This window comes from Salinimicrobium flavum (assembly GCF_042684505.1).
GTDB lineage: Bacteria > Bacteroidota > Bacteroidia > Flavobacteriales > Flavobacteriaceae > Salinimicrobium > Salinimicrobium flavum.
The window spans coordinates 70,599-94,168 of the sequence record NZ_JBHULT010000011.1 but is presented as its reverse complement, the minus strand read 5'-3'; the positions used below and the strand labels follow the sequence as shown (position 1 = coordinate 94,168).

The 23,570-nt window shown below is 44.4% G+C and carries 19 protein-coding genes; 9 read left to right on the top strand and 10 right to left on the bottom strand.

The genetic code is table 11. From position 1 onward, the window contains the following. Positions 1-2 precede the first annotated feature (2 nt). The 6 genes from ACFSTG_RS13620 (at position 3) to ACFSTG_RS13595 (ending at position 5,096) form a co-directional block, all read left to right on the top strand. Positions 3-683, top strand: coding sequence for a type 1 glutamine amidotransferase domain-containing protein (locus ACFSTG_RS13620; protein ID WP_380754084.1), 681 nt, complete (start codon positions 3-5; stop codon positions 681-683). 126 nt (positions 684-809) lie between these two features. After that, on the top strand, positions 810-1,466 hold the full coding sequence (locus tag ACFSTG_RS13615; protein WP_380754079.1) for a helix-turn-helix transcriptional regulator: 657 nt from the start codon (positions 810-812) through the stop codon (positions 1,464-1,466). A gap of 129 nt (positions 1,467-1,595) precedes the next feature. Then, a complete protein-coding gene (locus ACFSTG_RS13610) occupies positions 1,596-2,264 on the top strand; it encodes a helix-turn-helix transcriptional regulator (protein WP_380754076.1) in 669 nt (222 codons plus the stop codon). A gap of 232 nt (positions 2,265-2,496) precedes the next feature. Beyond that, positions 2,497-3,069: a pseudouridine synthase gene (locus ACFSTG_RS13605; RefSeq protein WP_380754071.1), complete on the top strand. Its 573-nt coding sequence runs from the start codon at positions 2,497-2,499 to the stop codon at positions 3,067-3,069. Positions 3,070-3,147: 78 nt separating this feature from the next. After that, the gene (locus tag ACFSTG_RS13600; RefSeq protein WP_380754068.1) at positions 3,148-4,002 is read left to right on the top strand and encodes a universal stress protein; all 855 of its coding nucleotides are present in this window, start codon (positions 3,148-3,150) and stop codon (positions 4,000-4,002) included. 8 nt (positions 4,003-4,010) lie between these two features. Next, on the top strand, positions 4,011-5,096 hold the full coding sequence (locus tag ACFSTG_RS13595) for a DUF6920 family protein (RefSeq protein ID WP_380754065.1): 1,086 nt from the start codon (positions 4,011-4,013) through the stop codon (positions 5,094-5,096). On the opposite strand, the gene ACFSTG_RS13590 is transcribed toward ACFSTG_RS13595, so the two are convergent. The 4 genes from ACFSTG_RS13590 to ACFSTG_RS13575 all read right to left on the bottom strand — a co-directional run bounded on the left by ACFSTG_RS13590 (position 5,081) and on the right by ACFSTG_RS13575 (position 8,831). Continuing rightward, positions 5,081-5,701 (bottom strand): DUF6064 family protein, encoded by a 621-nt coding sequence (locus ACFSTG_RS13590; RefSeq protein WP_380754062.1) that lies wholly within the window; start codon positions 5,699-5,701, stop codon positions 5,081-5,083. The genes ACFSTG_RS13595 and ACFSTG_RS13590 overlap by 16 nt on opposite strands. A gap of 106 nt (positions 5,702-5,807) precedes the next feature. Next, entirely contained in the window at positions 5,808-6,479 is a 672-nt protein-coding gene (locus ACFSTG_RS13585) for an ABC transporter ATP-binding protein (RefSeq protein WP_380754059.1), read from the bottom strand. Positions 6,480-6,486: 7 nt separating this feature from the next. Next, a complete protein-coding gene (locus tag ACFSTG_RS13580) occupies positions 6,487-7,749 on the bottom strand; it encodes an ABC transporter permease (RefSeq protein ID WP_380754056.1) in 1,263 nt (420 codons plus the stop codon). After that, positions 7,746-8,831, bottom strand: coding sequence for an efflux RND transporter periplasmic adaptor subunit (locus tag ACFSTG_RS13575; RefSeq protein WP_380754053.1), 1,086 nt, complete (start codon positions 8,829-8,831; stop codon positions 7,746-7,748). Before ACFSTG_RS13575 ends, ACFSTG_RS13580 begins: the two co-directional genes overlap by 4 nt. A gap of 114 nt (positions 8,832-8,945) precedes the next feature. Between ACFSTG_RS13575 and ACFSTG_RS13570 the strand changes: the two genes are divergently transcribed. Both ACFSTG_RS13570 and ppsA read left to right on the top strand, forming a co-directional pair. After that, positions 8,946-9,332, top strand: a complete 387-nt coding sequence (locus tag ACFSTG_RS13570; protein ID WP_380754050.1) for a hypothetical protein — start codon at positions 8,946-8,948, stop codon at positions 9,330-9,332. A gap of 11 nt (positions 9,333-9,343) precedes the next feature. Beyond that, the gene (gene ppsA, locus ACFSTG_RS13565; protein ID WP_380754047.1) at positions 9,344-11,716 is read left to right on the top strand and encodes a phosphoenolpyruvate synthase; all 2,373 of its coding nucleotides are present in this window, start codon (positions 9,344-9,346) and stop codon (positions 11,714-11,716) included. Between the two features lie 46 nt (positions 11,717-11,762). Here the strand turns inward: ppsA and ypfJ are convergent, their stop codons facing one another. The 5 genes from ypfJ to ACFSTG_RS13540 all read right to left on the bottom strand — a co-directional run bounded on the left by ypfJ (position 11,763) and on the right by ACFSTG_RS13540 (position 20,384). Further along, positions 11,763-12,608: a KPN_02809 family neutral zinc metallopeptidase gene (gene ypfJ / locus ACFSTG_RS13560; RefSeq protein ID WP_380754044.1), complete on the bottom strand. Its 846-nt coding sequence runs from the start codon at positions 12,606-12,608 to the stop codon at positions 11,763-11,765. Between the two features lie 117 nt (positions 12,609-12,725). Continuing rightward, positions 12,726-15,140, bottom strand: a complete 2,415-nt coding sequence (locus tag ACFSTG_RS13555) for a glycoside hydrolase family 65 protein (RefSeq protein WP_380754041.1) — start codon at positions 15,138-15,140, stop codon at positions 12,726-12,728. A 12-nt stretch (positions 15,141-15,152) separates the two neighbouring features. Further along, on the bottom strand, positions 15,153-16,676 hold the full coding sequence (gene otsB / locus ACFSTG_RS13550; protein ID WP_380754038.1) for a trehalose-phosphatase: 1,524 nt from the start codon (positions 16,674-16,676) through the stop codon (positions 15,153-15,155). Between the two features lie 18 nt (positions 16,677-16,694). Beyond that, complete coding sequence (locus ACFSTG_RS13545) at positions 16,695-19,424, bottom strand: cation-translocating P-type ATPase (RefSeq protein WP_380754035.1); 2,730 nt, start codon at positions 19,422-19,424, stop codon at positions 16,695-16,697. 15 nt (positions 19,425-19,439) lie between these two features. Beyond that, positions 19,440-20,384: a 1-phosphofructokinase family hexose kinase gene (locus ACFSTG_RS13540; RefSeq protein ID WP_380754032.1), complete on the bottom strand. Its 945-nt coding sequence runs from the start codon at positions 20,382-20,384 to the stop codon at positions 19,440-19,442. A gap of 164 nt (positions 20,385-20,548) precedes the next feature. On the opposite strand from ACFSTG_RS13540, the gene ACFSTG_RS13535 reads away from it, so the two are divergent. After that, positions 20,549-23,188, top strand: coding sequence for a cation-translocating P-type ATPase (locus ACFSTG_RS13535; RefSeq protein WP_380754029.1), 2,640 nt, complete (start codon positions 20,549-20,551; stop codon positions 23,186-23,188). Between the two features lie 2 nt (positions 23,189-23,190). On the opposite strand, the gene ACFSTG_RS13530 is transcribed toward ACFSTG_RS13535, so the two are convergent. After that, on the bottom strand, positions 23,191-23,442 hold the full coding sequence (locus ACFSTG_RS13530; protein ID WP_380754026.1) for an SDR family oxidoreductase: 252 nt from the start codon (positions 23,440-23,442) through the stop codon (positions 23,191-23,193). Positions 23,443-23,570 lie beyond the last annotated feature (128 nt).

Below are 23,570 nucleotides of genomic sequence, written 5' to 3'. Positions count from 1 at the left end.
CCATGAAAAAAATATTGATGATACTTACCTCCAGTAGTGAACTTGTGAATACCAGCGACAAGACCGGGGTTTGGTTGGGGGAATTCACAGATCCCTATTATGAATTTCTTGATAAAGGATATGAAGTGACCCTTGCCAGTCCAAAGGGCGGGAAACCACCCGTAGATCCCAGGAGCAAGCTTACTGAAAATATAACTTCTTCGAACCGCAGGTTCAATAAGGACGAGAAGGCACAAAAGGATTTTGAATTCACCCTCCCACTTTCTGAAGTAAAGGCCGGGGATTTTGATGCCGTTTTCTTTCCGGGGGGACACGGGCCAATGACAGACCTGGCCGAAGATGAAACCAATGCCAACCTGGTAGTAGATTTTTTCAATCAAGATAAACCTATCGCAGCCATTTGCCACGGTCCTGCAGGACTTTTAAAGGCGGCAACCAAGGAACCTGCTATTCTGCAGGGAAAAGAGGTCACAGGTTTTTCAAATGCCGAAGAAAAAATGGTAGGCTTGAGGGATAATATTCCCTTTAGTCTTGAGGACAGGTTGAAAACACTGGGAGCCAATTATAAATCGGCTACCATACCTTTTACTTCAAAAGTAAAGGTTTCGGGAAAACTTATCACGGGACAGAATCCTGCATCGGCAGAAAAAGCAGCCAAAGAACTGATCAAAATGCTGGAGTAAATTAGAGGTTCATAAATTATTTTTCACCATCCCTTACTTAACCTCTTGTCCTGGACATCATCCGGTACCAGAATCATGCCTGTAGGGAAGGAGATTAGGGATGGATTTCTTTAATTTGTCTTTTGTATGACAGTTCAGGAAAAAATCAAGGAGTTTGCACCCATGGCAGAGAAAATGCCCGGGGTGGTAGTGATACATGAAATCGACGGCTTTTCCCCTAAATTTATGACCTCTAATGGTCTTGAGCTTCTGGGAATTTCCCTGGAGGAACTTATTGAAGTGGGGGAAGATTACCAGAAGAAGTTCCTTAATAAGGATTTCATGGAAGATTATCTCCAGGCCCTTACAAAAATGCTGCAGGAGGATGCCTTAGAGGAGACCTATACCTTTTTCCACCAGGTACAGTTGCAAGAACAAAAAGATTATGTTTGGTATGCTTCCTCTCTGAGGGTTTTCCATGTTGACGAAAAGAACAGGCCCACCCACACGGTTACCACAGCTTTTCCTATTGGTGAGTTCCAACACCTGCCTCAAAAAGCAGAAAGATTACTGGCCGAAAATTTCTTCTATAAAAAGAATTATAAAAAGTTCTCCTGCCTCAGCACAAGGGCTAAACAGGTTCTGCGGCTGGTGGCTCTTGGAAAAAGTTCGGGTGAGATCTCTGCCCTTTTAAATATTTCTATAGATACGGTCAATTCACACCGCATGGCGATAAAACAGAAACTGGAGATCTCAACCCAGTATGATTTCACGAAATACGCCCTTTCCTTCGACCTGATTTAATTCTGCCTGCATTTTTTGGATATTGTAACAAAATCTCTTATTCTATAACTAATAATTATAAAAGTACAAGTAATTAGGTAAATTAAGGTGAAAGATAAAACTGGATCCTTTCCTTAAAAATTCACAACTTTGAAAATTATAGAAGAAAAGATCAAAAAATTTGCACCCTCTGCAGAATGTATGCCCGGGGTGGTAGTTATCCATGAAATCAACCCTATTACAGATTTTAAGACCGTTTTTATGACCCAAAAAGGTTTGAGCCAATTGGGGGTCAGTCTTAATGAGCTATCTGAAATGGGAAGCAAGTACCACGAACGCTTCTTCAATAATGAAGATATGGAAGGGTTCCTGGAAAAACTGGAAAAGCTACTAAAAAACAAAGATCCAGAAGAGACCTTTACATTTTTCCAGCAAGTGAAATTCAAGGATAGGGATGAGTGGGTTTGGCATATTGGTTCTGTCAGGATCTTCCATCAGGATGATAACGGGAATCCTACCCATTTGGTGACGGTTGTCTTCCCTGTAGACCAGATGAAACATATTCCCAATAAAGCCGAACGCCTGCTGGCGGAAAATATGTTCTTCAAGGAAAATTATACAAAATTCCTGAACCTGGGAGCACGAGCGAAGGAAGTGTTGAGATTGGTGGCTATGGGAAAAAGTTCTTCAGAAATTGCAGAGGAGTTAAGTATTACTGTAGACACGGTAAACACACACCGTAAGATCATTAAGAAAAAGCTGGGTATTAATACCTCTTATGAGTTTACCGAATATGCTCACGCTTTCGATTTAATATAAAAAAAAATCGGGGCCCCTACACCCCCGATTTTTTAATCCATTTCCAGAAGAGTTCTTCAGGAAAATTCATATTGTAAAATTAAAGGATTAAAAAGCTCTTCACAATACCCACTTCTGGTGAATTTTTGGCCTAAATAAAAATAATTCACGAATTTTCCTACTTTTTTCTTCCAGCTTCAGCTCTAATTACAATCACTGTATAATTCATTAAATTCGCCGCAAAGACCAAATCATGCACCGGCACTTCAAGATCTACAAGCCTTATGGATTCCTAAGCCAGTTCGTTACTAATCAAAAGACCCGAAAAAATAAAAGACTTCTGGGGGAACTGGCAGATTTCCCTGAAGGGACTATGGCTGTGGGCCGGCTGGATGAAGATTCTGAGGGCTTGCTCCTGCTAACAACCAATGGAAAGGTTAGCGCAGAGATCACCAAAGGTAAAGTAGAGAAGGAATATTACGTGCAGGTAGACGGATTCATAACCCAGGAGGCCGTGGAGAGACTTTCTAAAGGAGTCGAGATTGGGATCTATGGTAAAAAATATCAAACAGACCCCTGTACTGTAGACATAATTACTACTTCACCTAAATTTCCTGAACGGGCCAAAAAGATCAGGGATGAACGCCACGGCCCTACCAGCTGGATCTCTGTAATCTTACGGGAAGGGAAATTTCGACAGGTCAAAAAAATGACTGCTGCAGTTGGGTTTCCCACGCTGCGCCTGGTTAGGGTTAGGGTGGGAAGCGAGCACCTGGACACAATGGATGCCGGAGAGGTAAGAGAGGTTGAAAAGTTTTCCTATTGATTTGCCCTTTTAGATGATTTGTATCATTGCAGCATCAGGTTCGAAATAGTAATTTGAAACTGGTCAAAATTTACTGCGATGAAAAATATTTTGCTGCCCACCGACTTTTCCAAATGTTCGACCAATGCGATCTTATATACCTTACGGTTGTTCAAGGGCACTTCCTGTACCTTCCATTTACTGAGCATCTATAAAGCCTGGAACTATACCAGCGGCGACCTTATGCAAGCTTCCGCAGACGATTCTTTATATGATATCCTGATTTCAGAAAACAAGAGCAAGCTGGAAAAATTAATGAAAAGGATCAGCAAAAATTCCGTGGATGAGGATTTCACTTTTCATGCATTAACAGATTATGATGTTTTTACAGATTCGATCAACAAATTCATCGAGGTGAAGCATATTGACCTTATTGTTATGGGTACAGATGGAGCTTCAGACGCGAAGGAAAAACTTTTTGGCAGTCATACCCTTAGAGTGATAAGAAAAGTGGATTCTCCACTGCTCATCATTCCGGCAGGCCTCAAATTCCATATGTTGCGGCGCCTGCTGCTTATTCTGGACCATTCGGTAGATTTTGAACAAACCAGCCTCAAGCCTTTGCTTGAACTTATAGGAAATCACTCTTTTTCAATGGAAATTTTAAAAATGAGTGAAACAGGTGCAGATGCTGAAGTGGAAACTGCCGGGGAAAAGGAGTTAAAGGACCACTTTGCCATCTATAATCCGGAATATCATAGGGTTTCTGACACCCCTACTCATGAAGCGGTCATTAGCCTGGTGGAATCCCGTAATATAGATATGAACATTCTGCCGGTAAGGAAAGAGGATTTTCTGGAACGTATTTTTGGATCGCACCTTTCTAAGATCATATACTCTACTCCTGTTCCTCTCTTCATTTTACAAGGCAGCCGCGCCGGGAAAAAAAGTTAAACTATTATATGATGAAGGTCGTTTTTGGTATTATCCTTCTCCTGCACGGTTCTATCCATCTTTTAGGATTGATCAAAGCCTTCCGGCCTCAAAGTATTCCGCAGCTAACCAGGAATATTCAAATTCCCGAAGGTCTGCTTTGGCTAGTGGCTTTCTTGTTGCTGTTTGCCGCTGCTATTCTTTACTTTCTCAAAAAGGACGGCTGGGAGCCGGTAGCAATTATTGGGGTGATCCTGTCGCAGCTGTTGGTGACCATCAACTGGGAAGAAGCTAAATTCGGTACCCTATTGAATCTATTGATCCTCGCAGTGGCTCTTTCGGCTTATGGTTATTCAGCCTTCAGTGCCATGACAGCTAAAGAAGTCTCTGTCATCAATTCTGCTCCGGAAAATAGTTCCTCATCTTCAAAAAACGCAATGGCTGCTCTGCCCGCATCAGTCCAAAAATGGCTCAAGGTAACGGGAGCGACAGATCACACTGCTGTCACCACAGCATATCTCGAGCAAAAAGGAAGAATGAAGATCAACCCCAACGGAAGATGGATGCGCTTTTACGCCCGGCAGCATTTTACTGTTTATGAACCGGCCTTTGTATGGCGGGCAAGGGTGAAGGCTTTTCCTTTGGTTTATCTCGACGGCAGAGACAAGTTGGTAAACGGAAAAGGGGAAATGTTGATCAAACTTTTTTCTCTGATTAAAGTTGCCGAAGCAAAAGGAAACCTTGAAACAGATACCGGGACCATGCTCCGTTTTTTGGGGGAAATCTGCTGGTTTCCTACTGCTGCTTTAGAACCATACATTTCCTGGAAAGAGATTGTACCGGGAGAAGTGAAAGCGGTATTAGCGATAAAGGATCAAAGGGTTTCGGGAACTTTCAGCTTTGACAGGAAAGGTCAATTAAGGTCTTTTGAAGCCTTTAGGTACTACGGCAGCGGAGAAAAAGCCAAACAGGAAAAGTGGGTGATAGAGATAACTGAACATAAAGATTTTGACGGAATGCTGGTTCCTTCGGCTTGCAAAGTAACATGGAAATTACCCGGGGGAGATTTCACCTGGCTGGAACTCGAGATCACCTCTCTTCAATACAATAGCTGATCATCTTTTCTCAATTCCTCCCCCTCTTTTTTAAATTTTCCGAAGATCAAAAATAGTGTACCTAACAGTCCAGCCACCAACAGGCCAAGGTCCTCTTTGATACCCAGTGTTAATGCAGCCGAAAATCCCAGGAGTGACCACAAAAACGGAATGATATACACAAACCAGGAAGGCCTGCGTTGTAAAAACATCAATACCCCAAAAGTAAATATGGTTGTGGGGCAGGGAAGTCCGAAAGTGGGGGAATAAGGAAATCTGTGCTCGAAAAAATAAGAAAGAAGAGGATACACAACCAGGGCAAAGAAAAGAAGCAGCATCCCCAGAATTCCCCTGGTGTGCATATTGAATTCATATTTCAGTTTTCCTTTCAGGACTCCCGGAATAAGAAATATAAGTCCCTGGAGAATAAAAAATGCTCCGAAAAAGTAGGCTGCCGGGTTGATCCTGCTAAAATGCAGCAAATGATAAACCACCCCCATCCACAACCATAAAAGTGCTAAAACCAGATTTATAATCCTGGAACTCCATTTCCTCCTGAAGCACAACATGGCAACAGCAAAACCTCCCAGGAGGAAAAGCAGGATCTGCAGGGGCCAGACTGCCATATTTTACTGCCCGAAAACCTTTATGAATTCTTCACCGGAAAAAGGCATTTTACAGCAAAATTAAGGGGAAGATAACTAATGAACCCCTGAAGGACAATGACATATCTCATCCTATGATCCTGCCGTCCTCCATTTGTATGATCCTGTCTGTGCGATTGGCGAAATCGGGGTCATGGGTCACGATCAACAGGGACAAGCCATGTTCATCGCTAAGGTTTCTAAAAATATTAAAAACATTTTCAGAATTTTGGGAATCCAGGTTTCCGGTAGGTTCGTCGCCCATAATTATGGAAGGGTCATTGATCAATGCACGGGCTATGGCCACCCGCTGTTTTTCCCCACCCGAGATCATGGCAGCCTTTTTTGGCGCCAGTTTTTCAATGCCCAGTACACGCAACTTTTCTATGGCATTCTGTTCAATCTCTTTAGTTGTTTTTTCGCCCAGTTTTAAGGCTGGAAGCATTACATTATCAAGCACAGAGAATTCGGCCAGCAGATAATGAAACTGAAAAACGAATCCAATACGTTTGTTCCTGATAAATGCTAGTTCATTGGGAGATCCACCGGTAATTAGCTCCTCCTTTAGAAATAGTTCCCCGTCATAGTCAGTATCCATGGTAGAAAGTACATAAAGCAAGGTGGATTTCCCACAACCCGATTTTCCCATGATCGAAACGAACTCCCCCGCTTTGACAGATAAACTTATATCGTGCAACACCTGGAATTTGACAGGTTTTTTAAAGTATTTGTTGATATTTCTTGCTTCAAGGATATTCATAGGACTTCTATAACCTGTTTATGATCTGTACAGGATCCAAATTTTTAGCTTTTCGTGAGGGCAGGTAACCGGCCAGGGAAGTAGCGATCAGGGCAAAACTTATCCCAATAACATAGAACCACCCGTTGAAATTTATGGGGTAAGTTTTAACGGCTGGAAGGGCCGGGGTCTCGAAAGGGGTATTATCAATAAGCACAGACAGGCCAAAACCCATTATTAAACCCAGGATCCCTCCAACTATACCTATAATAAGAGCCTGACTCATAAAAATGAGTTGTACATCCTTTCCCGAAAATCCTGTAGCCTTGAGAATAGCTATGTCGTTCATCTTCTCATAAATAAGCATAGTTAGGATATTATAGATCCCAAATCCAGCAACAATGAGTAAGGTGACAGCGACAGCATAGGTTATGAAGTTCCTTATGGTGGTTCCTGTCTCGAATTGTGCATTTGCGGTCTTAATATCCATAGCCTTTAACCCATACTCTTCTTCAACTTTTTGGGCAATGGGCACGGCATCATCCATGTGGTAAAGTTTCACATTGATATCTGTGATATAATTTTGAGGTTCCCCAAGCACCCGCTGTATAGTTTTGAGATTGGTGAAGCTTTGAATGTTGTCAATTTCGGTTATTCCGCTTTGGTAAAACCCCACGATCTTAAGTGGGAAGATCTCTCCTTTTATGGTATTGATCTGCACCCTATCCCCTATTTCGAGGGACATCTTTTTGGCGAGTCCTACTCCCAGCAGGATCCCGTTGGAATCGTTGTGAAGATCTTTCGCACTCCCTTCAACTATATAATCTTTCAGGTTAAATAACTCAGCTTCCTTCAGGATGTCTGCACCTATTAGATTCCCTCCTATTTCTATCGAACCTGACACGTAGAATATCTGGGCCTTTACCTGCGGAAGTGCACCCCGCACCCTGGGATCCCGGTTAAGCCGGTCGATCAATGGTTGAGCATTATAGATCTTCTTCTGGGTTTGTTTGGGCCTCACGGAACGTACCACCCTGAAAGTGTTTTTTATTCCATCTGCCAAAAAGATGGGTTGCTCTTCAGAGGGTTCGATCTCGTTGTAAATATGGATGTGTGGGGTCTGGTTGAGGATAAGGTCGTCCAGCATTTGGTTCATCCCGGTCATAAAACTTACCAGGGTTACATATGAGCCAATGCCAAAGGTCACCCCCAGCGCTGCAATAATTGTTTGCTTTAATTTGCTGAAAAGATGGGTTTTGGCGATGCTCAATATGACAGAATGATTGATCATTTCTCGGGATTATAAATGTAACTTTCAGGGGTAAGCCCCGAGGTGATCTCTACGGAATCGATACTCTTAATCCCTGTGCTGACTTTCACATATCCCTGTTCTGTTTTTACCCTATCCTCTCCTATTAAATAATTGCGAGGGATTACAAGAGCCTTTTCCTTACTTTCAATGACGATATTGGCTTCTCCCGAAAGACCGGCATACAATACAGGGGGAGTTTCATCAAACAACGCCTCCACCAGGAAGGTTTGATTGCGTTCATCCTTTTCGGGGTAGATCTTGTTCACTCTGGCCTTAAAAACTTTGTTTCCATAGGCATCCAACACCAGTAACACCTCCTGCCCTTCCTTTATTTTTACGATGTCGACCTCATCTACCAGCATTTCAATAACAAAATCTGATGCGCTTCCCACAGAAGCCACCGGCTGATTGGTATTAACGGTTTCTCCGGGATTCTTATAAAGGGAATATACCCTGCCGTTGATCTTGCTGGTCACTGTAAAATCTGTAGTATTTATTTGTGAAAGGCGATAATTGTTCTCTGCCTGTCGCAACTGGGTTTGCAGTTCATTTTTGGTGCGCGAATACTTATTCCGAAGAATCTCCAGGGAAGATGCAGAAATATCAAAAGCCATTTCCCTGGTCTCAAAAGCTGTTTTTGAACCTATCCCCTGCTCCCATAATTTTTTTTGTCGAATAAAGTTCACAGAATCATTGAGATATTGAACCCTTGCGCTTCTGAGTTCTTCCTCTATGCCTTTGAGAATGGCAGTTTGCCCCTCATAATTCTTCCTTGCCAGTTCAAGGGCGACCCGGGCATTTTCAGTATTTAATTTGGGACTGGAATTAATGATCTGAACTATGGGGTCTCCTTTCTTTACCAGGTCCCCTTCTTCAAAAAGGTTGTTTTCCACAATACCGTTCACTGCAGCAAAGGCCTGGTAAAGACTATCAGGTTGAATGATCACAGATGAGTATACCGCTTCTGTAATACCTGTTTCTTTCGGAAGTATTTTTTTTTCCCGTCCGTTACACGAAATAAGGAAAAAAGCAAAAATTAAGAATGGTAAAACTCTGTACATGAACACCTTTTGCTCAAAATTAAATCAAAGCCCTGCCATTGTGAATGACATATATCATATAATAAAACCTCTGTAGACGTTACATTTAATAGGAATTAAAAAACCAGGAAAATTATGGATATTTCACTGTTTCTGGCAAAATTCTGGGGTTGGTACCTGTTGATCTTTTTCTTCGTCCTCAGTTTTAATCCTGACAGGATAAGGCAGATAAATAATGATCTGAAGAATGAGAAATTCCAGATCCTCATCGCATTTTTGGCCATTGTACTGGGGCTGCTCAATATCCTGGTCCACAATGTATGGGAACCCGACTGGCGTTTTTTGATCACTTTTCTGGGTTGGATGTCCCTTTTTACTGGGCTGGGATTATTTATCTTTCCCAAACACACCAGCAACAGGATCGCCGTAATCAACGTAAAGCTTATTCAGGTGATCTATTTCCTGCTTTTCCTGGTAGGTATCTTTCTGCTGAATATGGGATACCAAATTGTTCTTTATTAAAAAATAGGATCATGAAAGCACTTATAAAGAAATTTTCTGAGATTAACATTCAGGATGTTCCGCAGGTAGGCGGGAAAAATGCATCGCTGGGTGAAATGTTCAACGAGCTTTCTTCGGAAGGAGTACAGGTGCCTGATGGTTTTGCGACTACTTCTGAAGCATTCTGGCTCTTCCTGAAAGAAAACGCGCTGGAAGATAAACTGGAACTTCTCATGAAAGAGTTGGACCATAAGGAATACACCAACCTTGTCGAAAAAGGGAAAAAAGCACGCGATCTTATCCTGGACGCTTCTTTGCCCAAAGGTTTTTCTGAAGAGATCCTGAAGGCTTACCATGACCTGGGGAAGGGAAAAGATGTAGAGGTAGCCGTAAGAAGCAGTGCCACCGCCGAAGACCTCCCGCAGGCAAGTTTTGCAGGGCAACATGAATCCTTTCTGAATATTTCAGGCGACGAGGCTGTTCTGGAAGCAGTAAAGAAATGCTTTGCCTCCCTGTATACAGACAGGGCTATAAAGTACCGGGAAGACCAGGGATTCAAACACCGGGATGTAGCACTTTCTGTAGGCATACAAAAAATGGTACGCTCAGACTGTGGAAGTTCCGGCGTAGGGTTCACCATTGAGCCTGAATCTGGCTTTCCTGATGTGATCCACCTTTCGGGAGTATGGGGGCTTGGGGAAAATATAGTACAGGGAACGGTAAACCCTGATGAATTCTACATTTTCAAACCTACACTAAAGCTTGAAAAAAATGCTATTCTTCAGAAGAAACTTGGAAGAAAAGAGAAAACCATGGTCTATGCAGAGTCCAACGGGCATTCCTCAACCGTGAACATAGAGACCGAAGCTTCTAAACAGGACCAGTTCGTACTTAACGATGAAGAGGTCCTCACCCTTGGCAGATGGGCATTGATCATAGAAGAACACTACGACAAGCCTATGGATATTGAATGGGCAAAAGATGGAGTTTCCAAAGAACTATTCATCACCCAGGCCCGTCCAGAAACGGTACACAGGGCATTGCGGGAAGAGCTTCAGTATGAATACAAGCTGCGGGAAAAGGGTGAGATCCTGGTTTCAGGAAATGCCATTGGTTCAAAGATCGCGGTAGGAACAGCACGAATCCTTGAGAGTCCGCGGGAAGCAGATAAGCTGAAAAAAGGAGATATTTTAGTCACCGAGACCACAAGCCCTGACTGGGATCCTATACTTAAACGGGTTTCCGGGGTGATCACAGACCGGGGAGGCAGGACAAGCCATGCTGCTATAGTAGCGCGTGAATTAGGTGTGCCGGCCGTGGTTGGTACCTATCATGCAACCCAGAACATCAAGGATGGGGAAACCATAACCGTTTCCTGCGTGGAAGGAAAAACCGGATTTGTTTATAAAGGCAGTCTAAAATATGAAAAAGAGGAATTGGATTTCTCCAGTGTAAAGCTGCCAAAGACCGAAGCTAAACTTATTTTATCTGATCCTGAAAAGGCTTTCCAGCTTTCCTTTTACCCTAATAACGGGGTGGGTTTACTCCGCATGGAATTTATCATTACCCACATGGTAAAAGTACATCCCATGGCGCTCATCAGGTTTAAGGAGTTAAAAGACCAGGAAGTAAAAAAGGCGGTAGAAGAACTTACCACAGGTTATGCCAACAAGGAGGAATATTTCATTGATCAGCTCGCCCAGGGAATTGCTTCAATGGCCGCGGCATTCTATCCAAAAGAGGTCATAGTTCGCATGAGTGATTTTAAAACCAATGAATATGCGAATCTTATTGGAGGTACCCAATTCGAACCCCTCGAAGAAAACCCAATGCTGGGCTTTAGAGGTGCATCGCGCTATTATCATGACCTGTACAGGGAAGGATTTACTTTAGAATGCAAGGCTATTCAAAAGGTAAGAGAAGATATGGGTCTGGAAAATGTGAAAGTCATGATCCCGTTTTGCCGTACCCTGGAAGAGGGAAGAAAAGTAGTGCTGCTAATGGAAGATAATGGTCTTAAACGAGGTGAGAAAGGACTTGAGATCTACATGATGGTAGAGATCCCCAGCAACGTGATCCTCCTGGAAGAATTTGCTGAGATCTTTGATGGATTTTCAATTGGATCCAACGACCTTACCCAGCTCACCCTTGGAATTGACCGGGACTCTCAGTTGATGGGAGCGCTTTTTGATGAAAATGACCCTGCAGCTAAGAAAATGATCTCCATGGCCATTGAAAAGGCACGAAAAGCAGGTAAAAAGATAGGACTTTGCGGACAAGCACCCAGTGACTTTCCCGAGTTTGCGTCATTCCTGGTAAACGAAGGGATAAGCAGCATCTCCTTTAACCCAGATGCCTTGCTGAACGGGATCAAAAATATCAATAAGGCTGAAGAGAAAAATTAAAATTTTGGAGATTAGAAAGGGATCCTGAATTTACCTCTTTGAGCACTTAATTTGCAAGGGCCTTAAAAGTATCTCCCTGCCTTATGTCTCCAGACCTATACCCTTTCATAAACCACTCCATACGCTGCTCAGAGGTTCCATGGGTAAAGGCATCGGGCACCACACGGCCTGAAGTACGTTTTTGAATGGCATCATCTCCCACTGCACTCGCGGCACTCATGGCAATTTGAATATCCCCCCCCTCGAGATATTCCCGGTTATGGTGGGCCCATAAGCCGGCGTAGAAATCGGCTTGCAGTTCGAGGGCTACAGAGAGTTCATTGGCTTCAGTCTGGCTGATCCCCTGCTGAGCTTCCCGAACTTTTCCTGAAGTTCCTAACAGGGTCTGTACATGGTGGCCCACCTCATGGGCGATCACATAAGCAATGGCAAAATCCCCCTCTTTGGCTCCAAACCGTTTATGCAGTTCTTCAAAAAATGTAAGGTCCATGTATACTTTTTGGTCTGCAGGACAATAAAAAGGACCCGATGCGGCCGATGCTCCCCCGCAGGCAGTTTGCACGGCATCTGAGAACAGTACCATGCCCGGTTCCTGGTAAGTACCTCCGTTTTCCCGGAAGATATCATGCCATATATCTTCTGTGTCTGCCAGTACGGTGGCTGAAAAATCTCCCAACTCCTTTTCTTCTGCGGTAAGTTCCCTTTCTTCTGTGGCCGTACCCGATTGGTTTTGAAGTTGATCGAGGATCTCTGTAGTATCCCCTCCCGAGAAAAGCTGGATGGCCAGGAAGATCAATCCAATAAGACCACCTCCAATGGCTACCTTTCCTCCCGTGGAACTTCCTCTCCTGTCTTCAACATTGGAACTTTTCCTTCTGCCTTTCCATTTCATAGGTTCTCGTCTTTAATGATCACGGCAAAGTAGAAAATAAAAGGTCCTGAATATGTTCAGTATTTCATAAAATTCCGAAGCAATCCAAAAAATTTGAAAAGGTTGGTTACAGTGCACTCAGATTTTGGAGGTTCGGTAACTAATGTTCCTTACCTCTCCTTTGATCATCTTGAATTCCTCGTCGTTCACAATGATCTTAATGATATCCTGCCAGCCACCGTGGCTTTTTAGGCATAGGTTGTCATGGGTAAGATGTACTTCCAGCCAGTGTTTCCTGTATCGGCACCTGAATCTAATCTGCTTGACATTATCTGGCAGGCGTGGATTAAAATAAAGACAATCCTTTTTAAATTCCATTCCTGTGTAACAGCGATGAATTAGATCGACCGTTCCTGCCATGGCTCCCAGGTGGATGCCTTCTGCAGTAGTTCCTCCCTGTATATCATTGAAATCACTTATCAGGGCTTTTTTAAAGTCATGCCAGGACTTTTCCCGGTGAGACCGGGCATATACCCACGAATGCACCACCTTGCTGAGGGTTGAGCCGTGTGAGGTGATATCCTGGTACCATGAGATATTCATAGGGATCTGTTCCCGGGTGTCAAAATTATATCCCATACGTTCAAAGATCTCTGTAAGTTCTTCTGCGGAAAAAAGGTAGAACAACATCAAAACATCAGGTTGCTTGACGGCTTTATAATTACTAACGTCATCTCCCTCTTTTTCGAGTACCCTGTCCAGCCGTATGTTCTCTCCGTACATTTCGCGGTATTTTTCCCAATCCAGGTCCCGCAGTTCACTAAAGCCTTCAAATTGTTCAATAATGTACCCCTGCTGAATGAAAGGAATATACATGTTTCGGGTGATCCTGTCCCAGCGCGATAGTTCTTCTTCATCTATTTGAAGCATGTCCATAAGGTCTTTACCCCGCCTGATGTTAAGTTTATTAAGTGCCTCCATGGCGTGGATCAGGGACCAGACCGCCATAAAATTAGTATAGGCATTGTTTTTAAGTCCCGGGGTTTCAGAACCGGGGTATGAGGTATGATATTCATCTGGACCCACCACGTTATGGATCTCATATTTTTGTCGCTCTTCATTATAATGCGCCATCCCGGCCCAGAATTTTGCGATCTCCAGCATAAGTTCTGCTCCGTAAAATGAAAGGAACTGCAGGTCGCCGGTGGCCTGAAAATATTGCCATACATTATAGGCTATGGCCGAATTCACATGACGTTGCAGGAAGGTATGATCTGGCAGCCAGTTCCCCGATTCGGGGTTCAAATGGATCACCTGGCTTTCTTCCCTCCCGTTGCTCCCACTCTGCCAGGGAAACATCGCACCCTGGAAACCTAACTGTCGTGCGGCAAACCGGGCTTCGGGCAACCTTCTGTACCTGTACATCAATAACGCGCGGGTAAGTTCGGGAATACTAATATTGAAAAAAGGGAAAATATAAAGCTCATCCCAAAAAATGTGGCCCCGGTAAGCTTCCCCGTGCCAGCCCCTTGCCGGGATCCCCGAGTCAAGGTCTATGGTATGTAAGCTGAAGGTCTGGAAAAGGTGGAATATATGAAGACGTAACAGTAACTGGTCGTTCCCATCGTCGGCCTCCAGAATAATATCACATTGTCCCCACAGCTCATTCCAGGCCTGTTCCTGTTTTTTGCTTAGATCAGCAAAATTGATTTGACGTTTTACCGCCGTCCTGGCTTCGGTAAGAGGGTCTGAAATGGCTTTATCCCTGGAGGTATAAAGGGTGACGATCTTTTCAACCTTGCAGGTTTTCTTCTCTTCCAGGTCAAAGGTAAGTTCCTGGGCTACATACTCCTCTTCAACAATAGTGTTCCGGTTTATGAAAGAATCGTACAGGCAGAAAGAAGCGGTCAAGCGAGCAGTTTGCGCCATCACGATCTCAGACTGGTTACTGGAAACCTTTAAAAAAATACCTTCTTCTCCAAGATTGCCTTTATCGATTACCTCAATGTGATCACTGTTAAAGGCTTTATACCTTGGGACACCGCTGTTGGTGACCTTCCCGTCTAAAGCAGAATGAACAATGATCTTCCCGCTCCAATTCTGCGGAGTAATTTCCCATTGTATTGCGGCTACATGCATGTCACTCATGCTTATCATCCTTCTGCTTTCCAACAGAGTCTCCCGTCCTTCCTCATCCCGGAATCTCAGGGTTCGAATCAACATTCCGCATTTAAGATCCAGCTGTTGTTCAAACTCCAGGAGATCGGTCTTATCAATATCAAACCAGTCCCCGTTCTCTGTTCTGAATTTCAGAATGGTCCAGTCCGGCCAGTTGACCAGGTCCTCATTTTCAATGATCTGTCCCTTTATTTCGGTTTCAAGGCGGTTATAGCCTCCCGCCAGGTATGTTCCCGGATAGTGGAATTCAGAATTATTACTGCCTTCCAAGGCTCCACGGGTAGCAAAATATCCATTTCCAAGGGTACATAAAGCTTCACGAAGCTTCTCCTCTGCGGGCAGATATTGGTCATATTTTACGATCCACTCTTCCATTTCTCTGCACTTTTAATGTTCCAGTAATTTTCTGAAGAAGGTTTTAACTTCTTCCTGGTCGGCCAGACTGTAATCGGCATAAGTTTGTTTCCCATGCTCCCCCACCAGGATACCCAGCCCATTGCTTACGAATCTGAAAGCATCCTCATCTGTTACGTCATCTCCAATATATACAGAGAAAGGGGAAGATTCTTTGCTTAGCTCTTTTTTAAGGAACTCAACCGCTTTACCTTTATGCCAGTCTATTGCCGGCCGTATCTCTATCACTTTTTTTCCTTCTGCCTTAGTCACCTCGGGATATTCCTTAAGCGCCTCCATGACCGTTTGGTGCACCTCCTGCTCCATCTCTTCCTTCACCTGCCGGTAATGCACCGCCAGGGTGAACTTTTTTCGCTCAAAATCTACCCCCTTAATATGTTTTAATCTTTCTCTAAGTACGGGTTCCAGCTTCTCAAAAACCGGAATTACCTTCACGGCGCCCTCATGATCCCGGGAAAATCCATTAGGACCAGATATCTCAAAGCCATGGCTCCCCGCATAGTAAATATCAGGTAGATCTACCCTTTTTCTAACATCGGCAAGGCCGCGCCCGCTTACAACCGCAACGGGATATTTATGTGCCAGTTCCTGCACCAGTTTTCTCATTTCTTCTGAAATAGCCGCGTCATTGTGGTGTTCAACAATGGGGGATAAAGTGCCATCAAAGTCAAGAAAGAATAAGGGCTGCGTTTCCCTGAAGTTTTCTACCAGCTTTGGGAAATCTTCCAAAGCAGAAGGGAGGTCTTTAGGGTCGCCTCCCTTTTTAAAGTGAAGTTTCAACTCCTGTAAATCTTTCACCACCACATCAGCTCCCTTATCCAGAAGTTCCTGGTGATTAGACGAATTTTCGATCCCAATGACCAACCTGAAATCACCTTTTCTCGCCGCTTCCACTCCCGCCTGTGCATCCTCAACAACAAGGGATTCTCCTGGCTCAACCCCCAGCTCTTTGGCCGCTTCAAGAAAAATATCGGGTTCAGGTTTTCCGGGGATATTTCTTTCCTCTGCAGTGATGCCATCTATTCTCACTTCAAAGAAATCTTCCAGCCCTATCTCCTCTAAAATCTTTCTGCAGTTCTTGCTGGAAGAAATGATGGCCAGATGAATACCTTCCTTTTTCCATTCCCTAAAAACCTCCAGATTCCTATCAAGAACCTTAACTCCTTCTTCCTGAATAAGCTTCTGAAAAATGCTGTTTTTTAAAAGCCCTATTCCAAAGACTGTATCTGCACGCAGGTCATCTTCGGGAGTACCCATGGGGAGGGCAATCCCTTTTGATTCCAGGAATTTTACGATACCGTCATACCGGGGGATCCCGTCAATGTATTTAGGATAATCCTGTTTGATGGAAAACGTGGGAAAGGGTTCTTTCCCGCTTATCTTTCTTCTTTTATTATAGTCATCAAACGCCAATTTCCAGGCACGGGCATGCTGGGAAGCAGTTTTGGTCAGGACTCCATCAAGATCTATAATTGCAGCTTTTATAGCGTATTTCATGTTTCTTAAATTTAGTCGTTAAAAATCTTTTCGAAATAGTTTTATCAATTGAATTAGAACGGTTGGCAATAAGCTGGCTACGGCGATCAATATCCATTCTCTCATCCCCAGAGACACGAAGGAAAGCACCTCTGCAAGAACCGGAATGTTATATGCCACCAGTAACACTGCTACGCAAAAGATCACTGCCAGCCAAACATACTTGTTGCGGGTGACCTGGTTATTCCAAATATTTTCTCTTGCTTCCCGCATGTTCAGTACATGAAGGAATTGTGCGAAGGCCAGGCTGAAAAAGGCGATGTTATTATTGATCTCTTCAGGTGTTTCCCACACAAAGTGTCCATAGAAATAAGCCCCGGAAACCGCACCTCCTATAATGATCCCGTACACAGCTATCTGGATCCAGTTATGTTTAGTAATTATAGGTTCTTTGGGATCTTTGGGAGGCAGTTTCATCACCTGCCTGTTTCCTTCCCCCACCCCCAGTGCAAGTGCCGGAAAAACATCAGATAACAAGTTAAGGAACAGCAACTGCAATGGTAAAATTGGCAATATGAACAAGCTAAAGCTAATGAGTGCGATCAATATGATCTCCCCAAGGTGGTAAGAAAGCTGGTACATTACAAACCTCCTGATATTCCCAAAAATGATACGTCCCTGTTTGATGGCAACTACTATAGAATCAAAAGAATCATCTTTCAGCACCACATCTGAAACCTCTTGCGCCACCTGCGTACCCCGTTTTCCCATCGCGATGCCAATATCAGCCTTTTTCAAGGCAGGCGCATCGTTTACTCCGTCCCCTGTCATTCCCACGATCTCTCCCTGGTTCTGGAAATGTTTTATAAGAATTAACTTCTGCTCAGGATCAACCCTGGAGAAGACCGCAGTATCTATAAGTTTCTTTCCGTGGTTATTTTCCATTTCCTCCTGCAGGTGTTTGCCATGCATAACTGCAGTCTCATCATCTCCTTCTTCGGAAAAAAGATTCACCTGTTTCCCTACATTCTTGGCGGTTCCGGGATGATCTCCCGTTACCATTACCACCTTAATTCCGGCTTCCTTGCAAATTTCCATTGACCTGGCAATCTCCTTGCGCGGCGGATCCAGGAAACCAACCAGTCCCACAAAGACCAGCTCGTGAAGAAAGTCTTCGGCTTCCTCACCTTCCGGAAGGATATCTGTATTTTTATATGCAAAAGCCAGTACCCTGAGTCCGTCTTCTGAAAGTTCATTGTTTTTCTTCTTCCACTTTTCTTTTTCTTCCTCAGAAAATTCTGCGGTCTCCCCTTGCTTCAGAATCTCTTTACATCGGTCTATAATAGCGTCTGGAGAACCTTTTCCGGCCATGTAATAGGTGTCATTCTCAGCATAGACAGTGCCCATAACCATGGAATCTGAATCAAAAGGATCGTGAAGTTCCCGCTCAAGTTCCTGCAATTCCTTAAAAAGGTCGGGATCAATTTTATTGACCAGGTCCAGCAGGGCGATCTCCAGTGGGTCTCCCTGGGCTGCGGGTCGATCCTCATCTTCTTCTGTTCTTTTTGCCGCTTTTTCATCTTGCCCGGGTAGGGAAGCATCATTGGCAAGAACTGCGATCTTAAGGATCTGTTTGTAATTTTCATCATCTTCCCCTGCTCCTTCCACGGCGGGTTTATCTTTTGAGTGCCAGTCTATCTTCAGCAGATTCTCCTCAGGAAAACATAAGGTGTCCACCGTAAGCTGGTTTTTTGTAAGGGTCCCGGTTTTATCTGTAAAAATAACAGTGGTCTCCCCCAGGGTCTCTACCGCACTCAATTTTTTAATAAGTACATTCTTTTTTGATAACCTGAACATTCCCCTTGCCAGAGCAATACTTGCCACAATGGGCAATCCTTCAGGAATGGCTGCGATGGCCCAGGCAATAGAGGTTTGCACCAGTTGGTAAATTTCCTTGCCAGCCAGCCAGCCGGTCAGGAAAAAAGCTGCAGCCATAGCCAGGATGACCCATATAAGATTCGTGGTAAGTTTATTCAGTTTCCTGGTGAGAGGAGTATCTGCGTCCTTCTGTTCCTCCACCAGTGAAGAAATGTTTCCTACTTCGGTATCCATTCCTGTTCCAAACACCAGGACACTTCCTTTCCCGGCGGTAACGGCAGTACCTTTGTAAACAATATTCAAACGGTCTGCCACTTGTTTTTCCTCCTTTATTACTTCGGAAGATTTGTCAACGGGAACAGATTCTCCCGTAAGGGGAGATTCGTCCACTTTGAGCTCTGCAGCCTCTACGATACGGGCATCGGCAGGAACAAGATCGCCCGCTTCAATTACGAGGAGATCTCCCGGTACCACCTCCTCTGCATCGATCTGGGTTTGGTCTCCACCTCTTATGACCTTTGCCTCTATACGATCCATTTTTCTGATGGCTTCCATAGATTTTTGCGCCTGGAATTCCATCCAGAACCCAATAATAGTGTTGACCAACAAGACGACAAGAATAGCTATGCCCTCGGGCAGGTCCCCAAAACTGAAGGCAAGGATCGCTGCTGCCGTTAAAAGATAAATTACAGGATTGTTCACCTGGGAAATTATCAGGTCCCAGATGCTTCGTTTTTTACTTTCATTCAGTTTATTGCGGCCAAATTTCTTCAGTCTTTTATGAGCTTCCTCTTTAGAAAGACCGTTTTCGGGATCTGCAGAAAGCTCTTCGGCTACCTGCGTAAATTCCCGGCGATAGGCATCTTTGATCTTCATTTTTTCTGAAGCCACGGCAACTGTTTTTAATTAAAGAAGATCATTATTTGACACCTTATTCAGAAGTGTTTGGTAAAGAGGTTCCACATCTTCTTTTTGCAGAAGTTCTGTGCCGGGTGATTTAATGGTAGCACTTCCGCAGGCAAGTCCATAGAGAATGGCTTTCTCAAGCTCATCACCACGGGAAAGACTGTAGACCATACCTGCAACCATGCTGTCACCCGCCCCAATTGAACTAATATGTTCAACGGTTGGGGCGGGAAAATGCCTCACAGATCCCTTTGTGGCCAGGATGGCACCCTTAGCCCCCAATGAGAGAACAATTACCTTTATGGGGTATTTTTCCAGCACTTTAAGCAACAATTCCTTTTGTTCCTGTTCATCCCCCGCCTTTTCCCCCACCAGGTCTTCCAGTTCATTCATATTGGGTTTTAGTAAATATGCACCTTCCTCAAGGATCCCGGAATATGCTTTGCCTGAAGTATCCAACACAAACCTCACGTCGTTTTCTCTCGCCTTTTTCGCCACCCTGGCATAAAAATCATTAGGTACACCTGGCGGAATGCTGCCACTGGCTACCCAAAAATCAGCTTTTTTATAGAGATTAAGCTTAGTGAGAACGTCCTCATATTCGGTTTCAGTGAGGGTGGGACCGGGAAAACCTAACCTATACAATTCTCCCGAGGAAGTTTCTGTTATGGCTATATTTTGCCTCACAGGGCCGGCAACCTCAACGACGTCCTGCTTCACCCCTTCTTTCTCCAGGAGATCTTTAAAGACCTCACCTGTATATCCCCCGTGGGTATAGATCGCGGTGGTTTCTCCTCCAAGGCGCTGGATCACCCTCGAGACATTCACACCTCCACCCCCGGGATCAAGCTTTGCTTTTTCACATCTTAGTTTTTCACCGGGAAATACCTTGTCGACACGGGAATACAGATCGAGGGCAGGATTAATGGTCAGGGTTGTGATCATGGTCAGTTTGGTTTAGGTAACGTGAATCCTGGAGATTCAGGATTTATTCCTAATTTAAGAATATCTTTTGCAACTTAAAAGCACATTGATAAATATCATACCGAAAGCTTGCCTGACTTTGTAAATTTAGGCAAAGCCTGAACTGCCCCCGGAACATCAATCAAATGATCAAAAATGCCCATAATCTAACGCCCGGAGAGGTGACCCAAAATCTGAAGGTCGATCCCTCGTCAGGTCTTTCCTCTACAGAAGCTGAAAAACGGCTTGTGGAATTTGGCAGGAACAGGTTAAAGCAAACCCGGCCCAAAAGAACCTGGCTGATATTTTTTGAGCAGTTCCTCGATCCTGTGATCTATGTACTCGCCGGGGCTACCCTTCTGGCTTTTCTGTTCGATGAGACCCTGGAAGGTTTCGCGGTACTGGTAGTGATCCTAATCACCGCCTCCATAGGTTTTTTCATGGAGTGGCAGGCAATTCGGTCTGTGGAAGCATTACAGAAACTGGTACAGACTTTTGCTAATGTAATTCGCGATGGGCAGGAAAAACACCTCAACCTGAGTTTCGTAGTACCTGGAGATATCATTCTACTCAATGCAGGAGATGTGATCCCGGCAGATGCACGTCTACTGGAGGGGCAAAGCCTGGCTGTTAAGGAAGCAGTACTTACCGGCGAAAGTAACCAGGTAGAAAAGGACATCGAGGTATTACCTGAAGAAACTACTCTTGCCGACAGGAAGAATATGGTTTATAAAGGAACTATAGTTTCCCGGGGAACAGGAAAAGCAGTAGTGACCTCAACAGGGGAAAATACGGTCATGGGCGAAATAAGCAGGTTAACCCGGGAAGCCACAAAAGGAAGAACCCCACTAGAGAAAAAACTTACAAAATTGAGTCATAAGCTTATCTGGCTCACCATCTTCTTAACGGGGCTCATTGCTTTATCGGGTTACCTCCAGGGTAAAGAGCTTTTGCTGATGATAGAGACTGCTATTGCTCTTGCAGTGGCTGCCATTCCCGAAGGTTTACCAATTGTAGCCACCATTGCCCTGGCCAGGGGAATGCTGAAGCTTTCCCATCGCAAAGTGGTGATCAAAAAACTGGAAGCCGTTGAAACCCTGGGCGCAACCGGTATCATATGTACAGATAAGACCGGAACGCTCACTGAGAACACCATGTCTGTACACCGGGTAGTAGTGGCAGAAGCCGATTTCGGACCTACGGAATGGGAACAGAACCACCTGTTTAAGGAATACCGGAACCTAGAGAAGTTGCTGCAGGTAGCCGTGTTGTGCAATAATAGTAGAAAAAAAGAGGAGAAGATGTTGGGCGATCCTGTGGAGATTGGACTACTCGCTTTCGCCGAAAAAGCAGGATTTGATCCTCCGGAAATGCGCAATCGACACAGCAAGATCAGTGAAGTTCCTTTTGATGCTGAAATAAAAAAGATGGCTACGGTTCATGAAGACGAAGACCATTATTTTGTCGCCGTAAAAGGAGCTCTGGAAAGCATCATTGGCTCCTGCAACACTATACTCACAAAAGATGGCCGGGAAACAGAATTTGAGAATAAAGAAGAGTGGCAGCAAAAAGCGAATACTCTTGCCTCAGCCGGAATGAGGGTGCTGGCTTTTGCCTTTCAGTCGGTCCCACAGAAACCTGAAAAAACACAAATTTTTGAAAACCTTGTCTTTCTTGGAATAACGGCCTTCCTGGATCCTCCCCGTAAAGATATCAAAAAGGCTATCCAAACTTATCGAAATGCCGGCATCAAGGTAGTAATGATCACCGGAGATCACCCCGATACCGCGAGAAAAGTAGGGGAAGAAATTGGCCTTATGAGAACGGAAGATCCCACGCAGGAGGTCATTCATGGTCGCGATGTGCCCACCCCCGAAGAAATGACGGGCGGCCAGGAAGAAAAGATCCTGCAGGCCACCGTTTTTGCCCGTATGGCTCCCAAACAAAAGCTGGACCTGGTAAATCTTTATCAAAAGCACAACCAGGTAGTTGGCATGTTGGGCGACGGGGTCAATGATGCCCCTGCCCTCAAAAAAGCAGATATAGGCATAGCTATGGGAATAAGGGGAACAGAGGCCGCAAAAGAAGTGGCCGATGTGATCCTGATGGATGACAAATTCACTTCTACAGAACTTGCCATAAGGCAGGGGCGAACCATATTTGAAAATATAAGACAGTTCGTGATCTACCTGCTCTCCTGTAACCTGGCAGAAATAATATCTGTGGCTTTGGCTTCTATTTCCAACCTGCCCATGCCGCTGCTCCCATTACAGATCTTATTCCTTAACCTGGTGACCGACGTCTTTCCGGCTTTGGCACTTGGTATGGGCCGGGGGGACAAAAGAGTGATGGAGCAACCACCCCGTAATCCCTCTGAACCCATTCTCACTAAAAAACATTGGGCCTCTACTATGGTCTACGGGCTCACTATTACAACTGCAGTAATTGGAGTAACGGCTTATTCGTGGCTGTTCATGGAAAGATCGGCAGGAGTGGTTAACAATATGGCATTTTATACCCTAATCTTCGCACAGCTACTGAATGTTTTTAACCTTCCTAAGAGGCAAAGATCCTTCTTTGTCAACGAGGTCACCACCAATCCATGGATATGGGCTGCACTGGTATTCAGCTTAATCATTCTTGTGGTCGTCTATCATATACCCCTTGTTGCTGAGATACTTTCTCTCACACCTCTAACGTTTGAGGACATTGCTGTAATAGGTAGTTTCGGATTGGGAGGCCTTCTCCTTACCCAGATCATCAAAAGGCTGGGATTTACCAGTTAAATTTAAAGAATGGTCATACCCCCATCGATCACCTGAATGGTGCCGGTAATATATTTGCTTTCTTCTGAGGCAAGGAATAGGATAAGGTCTCCTATTTCCTCGTTCTCAGCATATCTGGCCGAAGTGGTCAATGGTATATATTGAACATAGGTTACCTCTTCAGCTTTAGAAACATCTGCGGCAAACCAGATCAAATCGGGGCTATTAAATTCCTCACCAACCCGTTTAAGGTCTTCTTCCTTCAGATCGACCAATACCCACTTTTGATCCGGGCCTCTAAAAAGACCCTGGCTGCAGCTGCACCAATCCACCCTGCGGCTTACTTATTTGGAAAGAGGGCAATCCTTCTAAGGTACAAGCATTTCCTGAATTTTTAAATGAT

Bases quoted from the DNA above. Each gene is read 5' to 3' on its own strand.
- ACFSTG_RS13585 (WP_380754059.1), bottom strand. From the start codon at position 6,479: ATGAATATCCTTGAAGCAAGAAATATCAACAAATACTTTAAAAAACCT.
- ACFSTG_RS13575 (WP_380754053.1), bottom strand. From the start codon at position 8,831: ATGTACAGAGTTTTACCATTCTTAATTTTTGCTTTTTTCCTTATTTCG.
- ACFSTG_RS13590 (WP_380754062.1), bottom strand. From the start codon at position 5,701: ATGGCAGTCTGGCCCCTGCAGATCCTGCTTTTCCTCCTGGGAGGTTTT.
- ACFSTG_RS13535 (WP_380754029.1), top strand. From the start codon at position 20,549: ATGATCAAAAATGCCCATAATCTAACGCCCGGAGAGGTGACCCAAAAT.
- ACFSTG_RS13620 (WP_380754084.1), top strand. From the start codon at position 3: ATGAAAAAAATATTGATGATACTTACCTCCAGTAGTGAACTTGTGAAT.
- ACFSTG_RS13570 (WP_380754050.1), top strand. From the start codon at position 8,946: ATGGATATTTCACTGTTTCTGGCAAAATTCTGGGGTTGGTACCTGTTG.
- ppsA (WP_380754047.1), top strand. From the start codon at position 9,344: ATGAAAGCACTTATAAAGAAATTTTCTGAGATTAACATTCAGGATGTT.
- ACFSTG_RS13595 (WP_380754065.1), top strand. From the start codon at position 4,011: ATGATGAAGGTCGTTTTTGGTATTATCCTTCTCCTGCACGGTTCTATC.
- ACFSTG_RS13580 (WP_380754056.1), bottom strand. From the start codon at position 7,749: ATGATCAATCATTCTGTCATATTGAGCATCGCCAAAACCCATCTTTTC.
- ACFSTG_RS13555 (WP_380754041.1), bottom strand. From the start codon at position 15,140: ATGGAAGAGTGGATCGTAAAATATGACCAATATCTGCCCGCAGAGGAG.
- ypfJ (WP_380754044.1), bottom strand. From the start codon at position 12,608: ATGAAATGGAAAGGCAGAAGGAAAAGTTCCAATGTTGAAGACAGGAGA.
- otsB (WP_380754038.1), bottom strand. From the start codon at position 16,676: ATGAAATACGCTATAAAAGCTGCAATTATAGATCTTGATGGAGTCCTG.
- ACFSTG_RS13615 (WP_380754079.1), top strand. From the start codon at position 810: ATGACAGTTCAGGAAAAAATCAAGGAGTTTGCACCCATGGCAGAGAAA.
- ACFSTG_RS13605 (WP_380754071.1), top strand. From the start codon at position 2,497: ATGCACCGGCACTTCAAGATCTACAAGCCTTATGGATTCCTAAGCCAG.
- ACFSTG_RS13540 (WP_380754032.1), bottom strand. From the start codon at position 20,384: ATGATCACAACCCTGACCATTAATCCTGCCCTCGATCTGTATTCCCGT.
- ACFSTG_RS13600 (WP_380754068.1), top strand. From the start codon at position 3,148: ATGAAAAATATTTTGCTGCCCACCGACTTTTCCAAATGTTCGACCAAT.